The organism is Photorhabdus machadonis, from assembly GCF_052657765.1.
Window position 1 is genome coordinate 47,726 of sequence record NZ_CP199761.1, and the last position, 14,182, is coordinate 61,907.

Annotated in this window: 12 protein-coding genes and 3 pseudogenes; 7 read left to right on the plus strand and 8 right to left on the minus strand. The window is 40.0% G+C overall.

The features are described from left to right. Position 1: 1 nt before the first annotated feature. From atpI to asnC, 5 genes are all read right to left on the minus strand, one after another. Positions 2–379: a F0F1 ATP synthase subunit I gene (gene atpI, locus ACUN2T_RS00285; RefSeq protein WP_445497987.1), complete on the minus strand. Its 378-nt coding sequence runs from the start codon at positions 377–379 to the stop codon at positions 2–4. Positions 380–988: 609 nt separating this feature from the next. Then, positions 989–1,609, minus strand: coding sequence for a 16S rRNA (guanine(527)-N(7))-methyltransferase RsmG (gene rsmG / locus ACUN2T_RS00290; protein WP_445495712.1), 621 nt, complete (start codon positions 1,607–1,609; stop codon positions 989–991). A 13-nt stretch (positions 1,610–1,622) separates the two neighbouring features. Next, positions 1,623–3,512, minus strand: coding sequence for a tRNA uridine-5-carboxymethylaminomethyl(34) synthesis enzyme MnmG (gene mnmG, locus ACUN2T_RS00295; protein ID WP_445495713.1), 1,890 nt, complete (start codon positions 3,510–3,512; stop codon positions 1,623–1,625). Between the two features lie 380 nt (positions 3,513–3,892). Next, entirely contained in the window at positions 3,893–4,333 is a 441-nt protein-coding gene (gene mioC / locus ACUN2T_RS00300) for an FMN-binding protein MioC (protein ID WP_445495714.1), read from the minus strand. A 91-nt stretch (positions 4,334–4,424) separates the two neighbouring features. Beyond that, positions 4,425–4,886, minus strand: coding sequence for a transcriptional regulator AsnC (asnC, locus tag ACUN2T_RS00305; RefSeq protein ID WP_445495715.1), 462 nt, complete (start codon positions 4,884–4,886; stop codon positions 4,425–4,427). Positions 4,887–5,051: 165 nt separating this feature from the next. On the opposite strand from asnC, the gene asnA reads away from it, so the two are divergent. Beyond that, positions 5,052–6,044 (plus strand): aspartate--ammonia ligase, encoded by a 993-nt coding sequence (asnA, locus tag ACUN2T_RS00310; protein ID WP_445495716.1) that lies wholly within the window; start codon positions 5,052–5,054, stop codon positions 6,042–6,044. Between the two features lie 6 nt (positions 6,045–6,050). Here the strand turns inward: asnA and viaA are convergent, their stop codons facing one another. Further along, positions 6,051–7,508 (minus strand): ATPase RavA stimulator ViaA, encoded by a 1,458-nt coding sequence (viaA, locus tag ACUN2T_RS00315; protein ID WP_445495717.1) that lies wholly within the window; start codon positions 7,506–7,508, stop codon positions 6,051–6,053. Positions 7,509–7,512: 4 nt separating this feature from the next. Next, on the minus strand, positions 7,513–9,012 hold the full coding sequence (gene ravA / locus ACUN2T_RS00320) for an ATPase RavA (protein ID WP_445495718.1): 1,500 nt from the start codon (positions 9,010–9,012) through the stop codon (positions 7,513–7,515). A gap of 296 nt (positions 9,013–9,308) precedes the next feature. On the opposite strand from ravA, the pseudogene rbsD reads away from it, so the two are divergent. The 6 genes and pseudogenes from rbsD (at position 9,309) to rbsR (ending at position 12,749) form a co-directional block, all read left to right on the plus strand. After that, positions 9,309–9,698 (plus strand): annotated as a pseudogene (gene rbsD / locus ACUN2T_RS00325) (D-ribose pyranase). Between the two features lie 103 nt (positions 9,699–9,801). After that, positions 9,802–10,323, plus strand: a pseudogene (locus ACUN2T_RS00330) (ATP-binding cassette domain-containing protein). A 127-nt stretch (positions 10,324–10,450) separates the two neighbouring features. Next, on the plus strand, positions 10,451–10,537 hold the full coding sequence (locus tag ACUN2T_RS00335) for a hypothetical protein (protein WP_445497988.1): 87 nt from the start codon (positions 10,451–10,453) through the stop codon (positions 10,535–10,537). Between the two features lie 48 nt (positions 10,538–10,585). Further along, positions 10,586–10,753: pseudogene (locus ACUN2T_RS00340) on the plus strand (D-ribose ABC transporter substrate-binding protein); the annotation flags it as partial. Positions 10,754–10,815: 62 nt separating this feature from the next. Then, entirely contained in the window at positions 10,816–11,745 is a 930-nt protein-coding gene (gene rbsK, locus ACUN2T_RS00345) for a ribokinase (RefSeq protein ID WP_445495719.1), read from the plus strand. Positions 11,746–11,747: 2 nt separating this feature from the next. Continuing rightward, the gene (gene rbsR / locus ACUN2T_RS00350; protein WP_445495720.1) at positions 11,748–12,749 is read left to right on the plus strand and encodes a ribose operon transcriptional repressor RbsR; all 1,002 of its coding nucleotides are present in this window, start codon (positions 11,748–11,750) and stop codon (positions 12,747–12,749) included. Here the strand turns inward: rbsR and mdtD are convergent. Continuing rightward, positions 12,746–14,143, minus strand: coding sequence for a multidrug transporter subunit MdtD (mdtD, locus tag ACUN2T_RS00355; RefSeq protein WP_445495721.1), 1,398 nt, complete (start codon positions 14,141–14,143; stop codon positions 12,746–12,748). The two genes, rbsR and mdtD, sit on opposite strands and share 4 nt — an antisense overlap. Positions 14,144–14,182 lie beyond the last annotated feature (39 nt).

Below are 14,182 nucleotides of genomic sequence, written 5' to 3' on the forward strand. Positions count from 1 at the left end.
CCTAACCGTTTATCACAGCTGGTGCGATAATCTGCACAACCAGCACCGCTAAATAAGTCAAACCCAGTGGTGCAAACGCCGCTTTAAACACGCCTAAAGCAACAACCAGCACAGCTATTGCAATAATAACCTTCAACCCTTCGCCAACAGCGAAAGACCACGCAACACGTACAGGAACCCCCTCTTCTTTTACTTTCTGAAAACTGGCAAACAGCATAAAAATGGCATTAGGTAACCAACATGCTAATCCACCAGCAAAAGCAGAAGCGCCCCATTCTATACTTTTGGTACAAAAAGCCACACTGAGAACAACAAAAGTCATTAACTGCAAAAAAAGCAGTTTCAGTGCAATTCTACCGCTGTAAAGGGATACAGACATGACTTTTGTTTTCTCCCCTTGCACGCCTTGCATATCAGGTTTTGCTAAATGTTGTATAAAACTGCCTTTGCTTAAGTGTGTCAAGTGACAAAAACGTGCAAATTATACGGGCAGCCAAAATGAATTCAATCCATAAGTAGCGAAAAGGTGAACAATTATTTAAATTTTTTACTCTGACACCAGATTGTAAGCTAATTATTGTGCTGATTTACTCTCTCTAATAATTTTATGCTCTCAAACTTAAATGTGATTTGAATCACATAAAATGTTCATTTGTTAGTTATATTTAACATTCACAGGGAATAAAAATAAAAAATATTAACATTTAAATCAATAAGTTAATTTAAGCTTATAGGAGAAGGTTATTATATTATTGACTTAAATTACCAAGCTAACTTTTAGCTGCTTTAAAAAAGCGAATCTGATGAAAAAACGCTTTATCTGATTTTTAAAGTCCCAACTATCTTAATATCAAGATAACGTTATTTTTATGTAATAACGCGGTAAATTAAAGCTGAAACGAGACAAATCATAATTGACGATGTTAACCACAGTATAATTGTGCTCAACATCACTAATTATTTATAACTTTATTGACAAATAACAAACTTAGTTTGATTTAAGGATAACCAGATGGCGTTGCCCTTCCAGTTCAGGAACATCTAACTGAATAACTGAATCAACAACAATTCCGGAAGATAACATAGTAAATTCTTCCTCAGGAAGCACGCCTTTAAGCGCATAGAATCGTCCATGAATAGACTCAGGCAAATGGCAACACCAAGAGACCATATCCTGTAATGAGGCAAAAGCACGGCTTATAACGCCATCAAAAAGCGGCTCAGGAGAGTACGTTTCAACCCGGCTTTGCACTGGTTCTATATTCTCCAAACCAAGTTCATGCTGAACCTGGCGCAAGAACCTGACTCTTTTACCTAAACTATCCAACAATGTGAAATGAGAATTTGGACGAACAATAGCTAATGGGATCCCTGGCAACCCCGGACCTGTGCCTACGTCTATAAAACGATGACCTTGTAGATAAGGGCTGACAACAATGCTATCCATAATATGACGTACCAACATTTGCTCTGGCTCACGGACAGACGTGAGATTATAGGCTTTATTCCACTTGTTGAGCATATCAACATAGGCCATGAGCTGCTGTTTTTGCTGTTGTGAAAGCGCTATTCCTGCTTTAGTCAGCAAAAATTCCAGTTTATTAAGCACAATAAAAATCCTCTCAGGCACTACGACGCAGTAAGCCCTGTTTTTTCAGCCATACAAGTAAAATTGAAATTGCAGCAGGTGTTACCCCTGAAATGCGTGAAGCCTGACCAATTGAGTTTGGCTTGTGATCATTGAGTTTAGCGACAACTTCATTGGAAAGACCATTAACTTGACGGTAATCAAGATCAATCGGTAATAACGTGTTTTCATTACGCAATTGTTTTTCAATTTCCTCCTGTTGACGGGCAATATACCCTTCATATTTGACCTGAATTTCAACCTGATCAGCTGATTGTGGTTCTTTAAGACCAGGTGAAAACAGTGGTAATGAAGTCAGGATTTCATAATTCATTTCAGGGCGACGCAATAGATCTTCGCCATTAGCTTCTTTCGATAATGGCATTTTTAATATGTTGTTGATGTCATCAATATTATTTGAATGAGGATGAATCCAAATATTACGCAAACGCTGACGTTCCTGTTCGATCATCTCCACCTTACGGCAGTAATGTTCCCAGCGGTAATCATCTACCAATCCTAATTCATGGCCTTTTTCTGTTAGACGAAGATCAGCATTATCTTCACGTAACATCAGGCGATATTCAGCCCGGGAGGTAAACATACGGTATGGTTCTTTAGTGCCCAAAGTACATAAATCATCAACCAGAACACCAATATAAGCTTGATCACGACGAGGGAACCACCCCTCTTCTTCTGAAGCGTAACGGGCTGCGTTAAGCCCAGCTAAAAGTCCTTGAGCGGCAGCTTCTTCATAGCCAGTCGTACCATTAATTTGCCCGGCAAAGAATAAGCCATGGATAAATTTACTTTCCAGTGTCTGTTTCAGATCTCTTGGATCAAAGAAGTCATATTCTATTGCATAACCTGGACGAACAATGCAGGCATTTTCCATCCCCTTCATGGAATGAACAATTTGCATCTGTACATCAAATGGCAAGCTGGTAGAAATACCATTTGGATAGATTTCATTACTCGTCAGTCCTTCTGGTTCAAGAAAGATCTGATGAGCATTGCGATCCGCAAAACGCATAACTTTATCTTCGATCGAAGGGCAGTAACGTGGGCCGATCCCTTCAATGATCCCTGCATACATTGGGCTGCGATCCAAATTATTTCGGATCACATCGTGCGTTTTTTCATTGGTATGAGTGATATAGCATGGCATCTGTTGCGGATGCTGTCCCACATCTCCAAGAAAAGAGAATACAGGTGTTGGATTATCACCTAGTTGCTGTGTTAGCTGACTAAAATCAATAGTTCTGGCATCAATACGTGGCGGCGTGCCCGTTTTTAATCTATTTACACGTAAAGGCAAATCACGTAAACGCTGTGCTAATGAGATTGCAGGAGGATCACCAGCCCTTCCTCCGCTGTAATTTTCCAGACCGATATGAATTTTACCGTCAAGGAATGTACCTACTGTCAGAACAACTGCTTTGGCCCTGAATTTAAGTCCCATACGAGTTATTGCACCAGTGACAGTATCATTTTCAACAATGAGATCTTCTACGGGTTGTTGGAAAATCATTAAGTTAGGTTGATTTTCTAATGCTGTTCGTATGGCTTGACGGTAAAGGACCCTGTCAGCTTGAGCACGTGTTGCGCGTACAGCGGGTCCTTTACTGGCATTTAAGGTCCTAAACTGAATACCAGCCTGATCAGTGGCTTTAGCCATTAAGCCACCCAGAGCGTCAATTTCTTTAACCAGATGTCCTTTACCGATCCCACCAATGGCTGGGTTACATGACATTTGACCCAAAGTATCAATATTGTGAGTCAGTAATAAGGTTTGACGGCCCATACGAGCAGCTGCCATAGCAGCTTCAGTGCCGGCATGACCACCACCGATAATGATGACGTCAAATTGCTCTGGATAAAACATGGTGATGAACCTTCAGTTATAAGAATGCTTAGTGTTGCATTAAGGGAAGAGAATTCTACTCAAGTTTAGGCGATATACCAAGTAGGCAAGATCGCCGGTAATTAAAAGAAGATCTTTTTTATTTAAAGATCTCTTTATTAGATCTTTTATTAGGATCATGATCTTTTGTGGATAAGTTGTTTTTACTTAGAAAGATCATAACATTGTAAAGGATCATTTACTGTGAATGATCCGTGATCCTAGCCGGTATAAACTGGGATCTAAATAGCAAGTTATCCACAATGCGATCATGGGCTAATAGTTATACTATGGATAACTACGGGTTAACCCCGGCTTTTTATATGAGTTATCCACAATCGTTCGCTGTTTTTTTGTTCAAATCAGAGTGCGTTTGCCCAAATTTTAACCCATTCTTCTGCGGGATCTTCGGGGATCTCATGTTGTTGGATATCAATTTCCAGACGATCGCCGAGACGTTTGGCCCCATTTTCTACCAATAGTTGATCAAGCGATCTTATTGCTTCACAGAAAGTATCGTATTCAGAACTGCCAATACCAACAGCACCAAATGTTACTTTGCTGAGATCAGGTTTTTGTTCAGAAATTTCTTCTGCTAGAGGCTGTATATTTTCTGGTAACTCCCCTGCCCCATGTGTGGATGTGACTACCAACCAGAGCCCTTCCTGAGGAAGTTCATCAAGAGAGGGGCCATGCAGCATTTCGGTGGAAAAACCAGCATCTTCCAGAATTTCAGCCATATGTTCAGCTACGTATTCAGCACTGCCCATAGTGCTGCCGCTGATTAAGGTAATAGTGACCATAGTGATCCCAACCGATTTCAAGAGCGGCTATTGTACGCTGTGAATCTGTTGGGATCTACCTGTGGATAATATGGTTATAACAAATTTTATCTTATGGCTTGATTGTTCGCATGATCGGGTTTTGCAAGGAGATCAGGGTTTCTGTTGATTGGATCTCATCGATAGTCTGTATTTTGTTGATAAGTACATCTTGAAGAGACTCAATTGAGCGGCACATAACTTTAGTAAAGATGCTGTAGTGACCTGTTGTGTAGTAGACCTCAACGACCTCATTCAGGTTACTTAATTTTTTTAGGGCTGATGGGTAATCTTTAGCGCTTTTAAGAATAATGCCAATAAAGCAACAAACATCATAACCCAGTTGTTTAGTACTGATATCTACTCTGGTACCGGTGATTATCCCTGCTTGCTTCATTTTTTCTACACGAACATGAATGGTTCCTGGACTGACAGCAAATTTCTTTGCCAGTTCGGCATAAGGTATACGTGCGTTGTCCATTAAAGCGTGAAGTATGTCACGGTCCAGATTATCGATCTGATAAATTTCTGCCATTTTCAGTTCCATTTTTTATCGAATTTTCATTTTTTCTATATTAAAAATGAATTTTATAAAGCATAAAGACTATTTTTATTAAAGTATATTGAATTTATATCTCATTCTATTGCTTAATGTTTGCAACAGGACATCAGGGCTACCTAAAAATTTGAGAATAATATTATGAAAAAGTCATTTATTGAGAAGCAGCAACAAATTAGTTTCGTGAAATCCTTCTTTTCTAGCTTGCTGGAAAGCAAGCTAGGTCTGATTGAAGTACAAGGGCCAATCCTAAGTTGTTTGGGGGATGGTATTCAGGATAACTTGTCCGGCCATGAAAAGGCTGTCCAGGTAAAAGTGAAAACGTTACCGGATTCAACTTTCGAAGTAGTGCATTCACTGGCTAAATGGAAACGTAAGACACTGGGCCGTTTTGATTTTCAGCCGGAGCAAGGGCTTTACACTCACATGAAAGCATTGCGTCCGGACGAGGATCGCTTAACACCAATCCACTCTGTTTATGTTGATCAATGGGATTGGGAAAAAGTAATGGGAGATGGGCAACGTTCATTGGCTTATCTAAAACAGACAGTAGGCAAAATTTACGAAGCAATAAAAGAAACAGAAAAAGCGGTCAGCAAGGAGTTTGGTCTGGCACCATTCCTACCAGATCAAATTCATTTTGTTCACAGTGAAACGCTTCTGAGCCGTTATCCGGATCTGGATGCAAAAGGTCGCGAACGCGCTATTGCTAAAGAATTGGGTGCTGTTTTCCTCATTGGTATTGGTGCGAAATTATCTGATGGTCAAGCACATGATGTTCGTGCACCGGATTATGACGACTGGACGACGCCAAACAGTGATGGTTTTGCTGGTCTAAACGGCGACATTATTGTCTGGAACCCTGTATTGGAGGATGCTTTTGAGATCTCTTCTATGGGTATCCGTGTTGATGCAGAAGCACTGGAGCGCCAATTGACGCTGACTGGTGATGAAGAGCGCTTGCAATATGATTGGCATCAAGCGTTACTCAAAGGCGATATGCCACAGTCGATTGGCGGAGGTATTGGTCAATCCCGTTTGGTGATGTTGCTGTTGCAAATGAAACATATCGGTCAGGTTCAATGCAGCATATGGTCACCGGAAGTACGCGAAACGGTAGAAGGTATGCTCTGATTCAATTCAGTGACGCCATTTTCGCAGTAAACGGCTTTTAAGTCCGGTATCAAAACGCCAGATATGATCGAATATCCGCATAATACCGGGCTTGCCATATTGGGACATGGAGACCGCATGGAAGCGGTGTTGCTGATGCTGTTGCAGATTTTTTATCTGATGGATTAGTGCGTCCGGTAAACGCTGGGCAATGAAATCTGAAATAACAACAGCATCAGCATCTTTCCAACGTTGCTCTTTCAGTTTTTCTATTGTGCTTGCCAGACAAAAAGCTAAATTTGTTCCTCCTCTAAAAGTCTGGCCGAGAAAACGAATAGCTTGTTCTAGGCCATCTGGTGAAGAGAGTTCATAGTGCACAATTTCTGTAGCAAATAACATGATGTGACAGTTACGATCATCTGCTAATGCAATGCGTAACAGTGCCAGACAAAAAGCTTTGGCGCATTTTTCATTGAATCCTCCCATAGAGCCGGAAGTATCCACACAGACAATAAATGGCCCTCTTGGCTTTTCCTGTTGATTATAATGAGTGACTGGTCGTAATGTTGTTTTCTGTTGCCAGCTATCGCCTTGTAAGCGATAGGTCAATAAGCGCTTTTCCACCAATCTGCGATAAAATTCATATTCCAGATCTTCAATCCCCAATATTGCCAGTTCTGTTGGTAACAGGCGTAAGATATCATCACTTTGCCCTATGCCATTTACCTGTTCAGGAACGGTATCAGGTGTTCGTTCAATAGTAGTAAATGGTTCGAGCAGATGGCTTTCCTGTGGTTTTGATTTTGCAGATTGACTACGACCAAGTAATTGAGCCAGTTTTTCCAGTTCTGGTTGTTGGTGAAGAAATTCACTGTAGCGAATCAATAACTGGTCATCATTTCGGGAATGGTTTAACTGACCTTTACTCATATCCCATAACCGTCCCGCCGCTCTGTCATTTTCACTGAAAACAGGATCAAGATTACCGCTTAGTGTTAGCCGTTGTTGCAATTCTGCCAGTAATTGCTCTTTTTCTTGTTCCAGTAATTTCTTGTGGAAAGTTGTGGTTTGCAGAATCAAGCTGAGTCGCCATCGTTGGATAAACAGGATTTGTAATGCATTTGAATGATCGGTGGTGTTGGTTACCAATTTCTGTGCTTCTTCAATAAAAGGGGATTTAATTTGGTTCAGTATTTCCAGAATATCGGGAAGTTTAAGATAAAAATTATCGGTGTTGGCAGACAGTAATTGTTGGTATAACTGAAATTCTTCTGCTAGGGAGGAAGGAATCAGCGCTTCTTTAATTCTTTGTTGTAAATCTTGTTTCCAACCGGGAATGTCCTTCAGTAGTGCACGTTTTAAACGAGGATATTTTTCAAAAAAGATAGCTAACTGAGGTGAAGCCAGAAGAGTTAATATGACCTCTTCTATCAGTTCTCCTTCGTTTACTGACAATAAAAGATCAAGGGTTGTTAGGCTAATCATTTAGTTAGTCGCCCATTTTTATTTTCAGTTGGTTGATTCTGTCTGTCAGTTGGATAAAACTTTGTTCTATTGCAGCAAGCCAATGGTTTTCAATGAATAGACATGGTTGATGCTGACTGAATAATTGGTGTTGATGGTGAATATCTTGATTAATTTTTTCCAGTTTTTCCAACCACTCGCTATTTTTTTCGTTTTGTTGATGTTGACTATCCGGTAAATATAAAGTAGAGGAACGACGGCTAATATCAAAAATCTCTGGTTGGTGTACTGAATTAATTTCGGCTGTTATATCTTGTGGAAAACCAATACCATTTAGACGAGCTGGTAAACTTCCACCTTTATTTATCCAGGTATTTAGCGTCTTTTTTTCTGTTTCAATAAAATTGACTTTAATATCATGGATATGAAGAGGTGTATGCAGGAACAAAGTCAATTTTTCTTCATTGATGTGATCGGGTAGTGAATATTGTATTTTGCGTCCAAACAAACCTGTTTGTTTTTCCAGGTACAATGCCTGCTCACTATTTTTATCCTGACGGACTTGAATCCATTGGTGATAAAGTGAATCAATTTGCTGAGATGATACTCTTTGCTGATATGCTTGTTCGATCATGAGAGTATTCAGATATTGAGGTAATAATTTGAAAGAGTGAAGATCATACCACAGACAATCTTTCAACAATATTAAATCAAGTGGTGATATTTCTCTTCTGCCATTGAAGAAAGCGCTAGCTTGTAATAAATGAATTGCTTTCTTCCAGCGTCGGTCTGAAACATAAGGTGAGTTTTCTGTCGAATCAAGTTGCTGACGTAGATGATAGATAATATCAAAACAATTCTCTGGTAGGACTATTTTATCAATCTCTTTTTGCCAGTGATGGAACTCTTCACTTGTTATCTGAATATTTGCCGGGACAGGGTTATCATTTTCATTTTTTTGGTTAGTAAGTAATGCTTGGAAGTTCTGTTTTCCTTGAATTTTATCCAACCAAATACGGATTAGCATTCGGTCATAAAGAGCCTCAAGGCTGCTATCTGCTTCAGGTAATTCATTAGATGCTGTTATCAGTAATCGCATCGGAATTTTCTCTTCTGTATTCCCATTCCTGAATTTTCTTTCGTTAATTGCAGTCAGCAAGGTATTGAGAATTGCTGGGCCGGCTTTCCATATTTCATCAAGAAAGACAATTTCAGTTTCAGGTAAATAGCCGGTGGTCAACCGCTGATAACGTCCTTCTTCTTTCAATGCCTGAATAGAAAGAGGACCGAAAATTTCTTCGGGAGTGGAGAAACGGGTCATCAGATACTCAAATGCTCTGGCATCACGAAACGCAAATTTTAATCGGCGGGCTATCAGACTTTTTGCGATCCCTGGGGGGCCAAGCAGGAAAACACTTTCCCCGCACAGTGCAGCTAGCAGGCATAAACGAATTGTCTGTTGTCTTTCATACAGACCACTCTCCAGATAGTTACTTAAACAAGCTATTTTTTCCACTATTCGCATAATTCATACCAATATTATCTGTTGGGGTAAATAAAATCTAATCACTCTTCTTCATAGATTTTAATCATCATTTATTGATGAAGACTATATTTACCTTAAAAAGCGATTCAGCGTCAAATATTCAATAAGTTAACGTTTATTTTTGGTTTTTTTATTGTCGAAACGTTATCGATAACGATCACACTTTTGTATTATTAATGTTGCATTTTAAATATTACTTTCTATATTGCTTCAATAGCGAAACGTTTCGCAAATGGAATAAAAAAACGAAAAAAGGTGTATTACTTTATTCTGAAATTTCAGCCGTAATTTCTCGGCTGGGGCAATCTGACCAGATTACAATTGGTGACATTGGGTTACCAATTCCTTCTTCAGCCCAGCAGATTGATTTAGCGCTAACCCAGGGGATTCCTAGTTTTATATCCGTTCTTAATGTCGTGACTCAGGAAATGCAGGTTGAAGCTACATTTTTAGCAGAGGGTATCATTATCTATAATCCTTTGATACATCAATTAATACTAGCTCAGATTAAGGAACTAGAGAAACAACAAGGGAATTCAATTATTGTGGAATATATCAGTCATAATATGTTGAAAGAGAAGACGAAACATAGCTGAGAGATGATTCGCACAGGAGAGAACTCTCCTTATGCCAATATTATCCTTTGTTCTGGTGTGACTTTCTGAGGTAGTTATGCGACCTGCACTGGAACTAAAAGGAATTAATAAATTTTTTCTTGGTGTTAAAGCATTATCCGGTGCGGCACTGTGTACTTATCTGGGGAAAGTTATGGCATTGGTGGGGGAGAATGGTGCAGGTAAATCCACGATGATGAAAGTGTTGACTGGAATATATACCAAAGATACAGGGACAATTCATTATCTGGGAAAAGAAGTGGTTTTTTCTGGCCCTAAATCCTCTCAGGACGCAGGTATTGGAATTATCCATCAAGAATTAAATCTTATTCCCCAACTGACTATTTCAGAAAATATTTTCTTGGGGGCGTGAATTCGTTAATAAATTTGGTGCCATTGACTGGAAAAAATGTATCAGGAAGCCGATCGCCTTTTGAGAAAGTTGAATTTAAGTTACAGCAGTCACTGGTGGGTAGCTGAACTTTCTATCGGTGATCAGCAAATGATTGAGATTGCTAAAGTGCTGAGTTTTGAATCCAAAGTTATCGTTATGGATGAACCAACTGATGCACTGACTGAGACAGAAACGGCATCATTGTTTAACGTAATACGTGAACTGACATTGCAGGGGTGCGGTATTGTTTATGTCTCTTATCGCTTTACATTATTTCAGTAATAAATCAGGTATCCTGAATCATAAAAAAGAGCAACAGGCAGTCAATGACTTTATCAAGTTATTTAATATCAAAACACCTTCAATGGAACAGACGATAAGTTTGCTTTCTTGAGGTAATCAGCAAAAAGTGGCAATTGCGCGTGGATTAATGACCAGACCAAAAATGCTTATCTTGGATGAGCTGACTCGGGGGGAGATGTCGGTGCAAAAGTAATAGAAATTTATCAACTCATTAATCAGTTCAAAAAAGAGGGTTTGAGTATCATCAGAGGGGATCAAAGCTGTTCAAGGTGGGAAATCAGGCGCGACAATAGTTCAGTGTCCTGACCAAATTGGTATCATTGGTATTCAGACAGCAGATAAGGTGCTGAAAGGCGAAAAAGTTGATGCTGTTATTCCTGTAGAACTGGAGCTGGTTATTAAAAAATAAATCGGTATTACTGTGCTGTTACTAATTGATGGTAGCGGCATAATGGAAAAGGAATAGATTTAATGGGTACAGCAAAACTTGCAGTGCTTGGCAGCATTAATGCTGACCATATTTTGAATCTTGAATTGTTCCCTCGTCCGGGTGAAACGGTGATCGGGAAACAATACCAGATTGCTTTTGGTGGTAAAGGTGCTAATCAGGCGGTAGCAGCAGGTCGCAGTGGTGCTGATATTGCATTTATTGCTTGTGTCGGTGAGGACGATATTGGTCTCCGTATCTGCCAGCAGTTAGCGATGGATAATATTAAAACTTCTGGTATTGAAGTTATTGAAGGGGAAACAACCGGTGTAGCGCTGATTTTCGTTAATCAGCAAGGTGAAAATGTTATTGGTATCAATACGGGGGCTAATGCTGCACTGACACCGGAATATTTCTATCGCTACCAAAATATTATTGAAGAGGCGGATGCATTATTAATGCAACTTGAGTCTCCATTGGAAACTGTACAACTTGCCGCAGAGATAGCTAAACAAAATGATACGAAAGTAATACTTAATCCAGCACCGGCACAAAAATTATCTGATCAATTGCTCTCGCTGGTGGATATCATTACTCCGAATGAAACTGAAGCTGAATACCTGACTGGAATTACAGTAAAAGATGATTCAGGTGCGGAAAAAGCAGCTCAGATATTGCATGATAAAGGTATTGAAACAGTCATTATCACATTGGGTAGCCGTGGCGTATGGTTGAGTGAGAAAGGCCAGAAAGGAGAAATTGTTCCGGGATTTAACGTTAAAGTTGTAGATACTATTGCGGCGGGAGATACTTTTAATGGCGCGTTCGTGACAGCTCTGCTGGAAGGAAAAGCAATGTTATCTGCGGTCCGGTTTGCCCACTCTGCTGCTGCAATAGCGGTAACCCGTCAGGGAGCTCAGCTTTCTGTCCCGTGGCGAAATGAAATTGATGCATTTTTAACTGAACAGGACTGACTGTGGCTACAATGAAAGATGTTGCTCGTTTTGCAGGCGTCTCCACATCAACTGTGTCTCATGTTATTAACAATAACCGTTATGTCAGTGATGGTGTAAAAAAGAAAGTTAATGATGCTATTGAGCAACTAAATTATGCTCCATCGGCGCTTGCACGAAGTCTTAAAATCAAGCAGACCAAAACTATTGGTATGTTGGTAACAACCAGTAATAACCCTTTTTATGCTGAAATTGTAAGAGGGGTTGAAAGAAGCTGTTATGAATGTGGTTACAGCCTTATCTTGTGTAATACAGAAGGTGATGCTAAACGGATGGATTATAGCATGGAAACGTTGTTGCAAAAGCGAGTCGATGGGCTGCTGATCATGTGTACTGAAACCCAGCACAATTGTTGTCATGTTTTACGCCGTTATCCCCCTGTACCGATGGTCATGATGGATTGGTCTCCAATTGATATTGTTAGCGATGTTATTCAGGACAACTCCTTATTGGGAGGAAAGATGGCCACTAATTACCTCATCAGCTGTGGTTTTAAGAAAATAGCCTGTATTGCAGGTCTGCAAGATAAAACGCCTGCTAGCCATCGGTTGGATGGATATAAAAAAGCAATGGAAGATGCTGGCCTTGTTATTCCTGAAGGATATGAAATTTATAGTGATTTTGAATTTTCTGGTGGTTTTGAATCAATGCAAAAATTGCTGCAACATCCAGAACCACCAGACGCTGTTTTTGCTGGCAATGATGCAATGGCTGTTGGCGCTTATCAGGCTCTTTATCAAGCAGGGCTTTCCGTGCCGGATGATATATCTATCATTGGTTATGATGATATCGACCTGGCCCCTTATATGATCCCACCTTTAACAACCATTCATCAGCCAAAAGATGAATTGGGAAAACTGGCTGTTGATACTTTGCTTTATCGGATGGATAACCCCGAGAGTGATCCTAAGTTATTAGTATTAACTCCAACATTGATTGAGCGTAACTCAGTTTCCCGTTCTTAAGTATTCTGTTTCTTATTCTCGATCATATTTTCTCCATCTTCCTTATGTAATAAAAGGAAGGTAGAAGACGAGAGTAAAGTGATTATTCCCACTGTAATAAAAGTGTTGTGGAAGTTATCGACGGTTGTTCCATAAGGTACGGACTCATAGAAACGGAGGATAGCAGCACTCGCTGCAACACCGAAACTAATAGACAACTGCTGAGTTACCGCCAATAAACTATTTCCTGAGCTGGCATTATTATCAGTCAGATCAGCCAGAGTAATGGTATTCATCGAAGTAAATTGAATGGACACTGCCATACCTAGTAAAAATAGTGGGATAACTAAAAGAACAACGGACATTTCTGGTGATTGCAGTGAAAATTGAGAAATCATTAATCCGATGATGAGGGTTATGCTAACCAGAGTTTTACGATAACCGAAACGTGTTAATACATTAGTAACAAAAGATTTAGCTATAACAGAACCGATAGCTGTTGGTGCCATCGCCATCCCGGCAAGGATTGCTGAATAACCAAAACCAACTTGTAGCATCAGAGGCATCAGAAAAGGAATGCACCCAGTTCCCAGGCGCGTAGCAATATTACCGATAATACCGATAGAAAATGTGCGAGTACGGAATAACTTCAGACTGATAAGTGGTTGAGAGTGTTTTCTGGCATGCATCAGATAGCCAAATAATATCATAAAACCGCCGACCATAACTGTGAGAGGTATATAGCCTGGTAACGAACTCTCCCCCAGTAAATCCAAACTAACGGAAACCATGATTAAACTCAGCCCAAAAAGTATGAAACCGAAAAAGTCGAATGAACGCTTTGGCATTGTGAAATTAGGCATATGCTTTTTAGCATAAATAATCCCCAATAAACCAATTGGAATATTGATAATAAATATCCAATGCCAGGTAGCATAAGTGACTAATAATCCACCGAGCATAGGACCAAGAATTGGTCCTACTAATCCTGGCATGGTGACAAAATTCATAACGGGTAAAAGTTCACTGCGTGGGTATGCGCGTAATAAAGCAAGGCGGGCAACTGGCATCATCATTGCCCCACCAATTCCCTGGATTACACGGGAAATAACTAGAAAGGCCAAATTACCTGACAAAGCACAGGCTAGGGAACCTAAAGAAAATAAGGATACGGCAAAAATAAATACCCGGCGGGTACCAAAACGATCTGCTAGCCAGCCACTAACAGGAATGAGCAAAGCAACAGTCAGAGTATAGCTGACAACAGCGGATTGCATTGCCAGAGGCGAGTGTTCGAGGCTTTCAGCAATAGCGGGCAATGCTGTGTTGAGAATTGTTGCATCTAAAGCTTGCATAAAAAAAGCTATTGCAGCAATCCAGGGTAGCCCCGCCATATTACGAGCGGTTTTTACCATTAATCGTCCTGCTGTATTTATCTAACTAATGTTTGATTA

What these genes read in the sequence shown, in the direction of transcription:
- atpI (WP_445497987.1), bottom strand. Translation starts at nt 379, where the DNA reads ATGTCTGTATCCCTTTACAGCGGTAGAATTGCACTGAAACTGCTTTTT.
- mnmG (WP_445495713.1), bottom strand. Translation starts at nt 3,512, where the DNA reads ATGTTTTATCCAGAGCAATTTGACGTCATCATTATCGGTGGTGGTCAT.
- mioC (WP_445495714.1), bottom strand. Translation starts at nt 4,333, where the DNA reads ATGGTCACTATTACCTTAATCAGCGGCAGCACTATGGGCAGTGCTGAA.
- asnC (WP_445495715.1), bottom strand. Translation starts at nt 4,886, where the DNA reads ATGGCAGAAATTTATCAGATCGATAATCTGGACCGTGACATACTTCAC.
- asnA (WP_445495716.1), top strand. Translation starts at nt 5,052, where the DNA reads ATGAAAAAGTCATTTATTGAGAAGCAGCAACAAATTAGTTTCGTGAAA.
- viaA (WP_445495717.1), bottom strand. Translation starts at nt 7,508, where the DNA reads ATGATTAGCCTAACAACCCTTGATCTTTTATTGTCAGTAAACGAAGGA.
- ravA (WP_445495718.1), bottom strand. Translation starts at nt 9,012, where the DNA reads ATGCGAATAGTGGAAAAAATAGCTTGTTTAAGTAACTATCTGGAGAGT.
- rbsK (WP_445495719.1), top strand. Translation starts at nt 10,816, where the DNA reads ATGGGTACAGCAAAACTTGCAGTGCTTGGCAGCATTAATGCTGACCAT.
- mdtD (WP_445495721.1), bottom strand. Translation starts at nt 14,143, where the DNA reads ATGGTAAAAACCGCTCGTAATATGGCGGGGCTACCCTGGATTGCTGCA.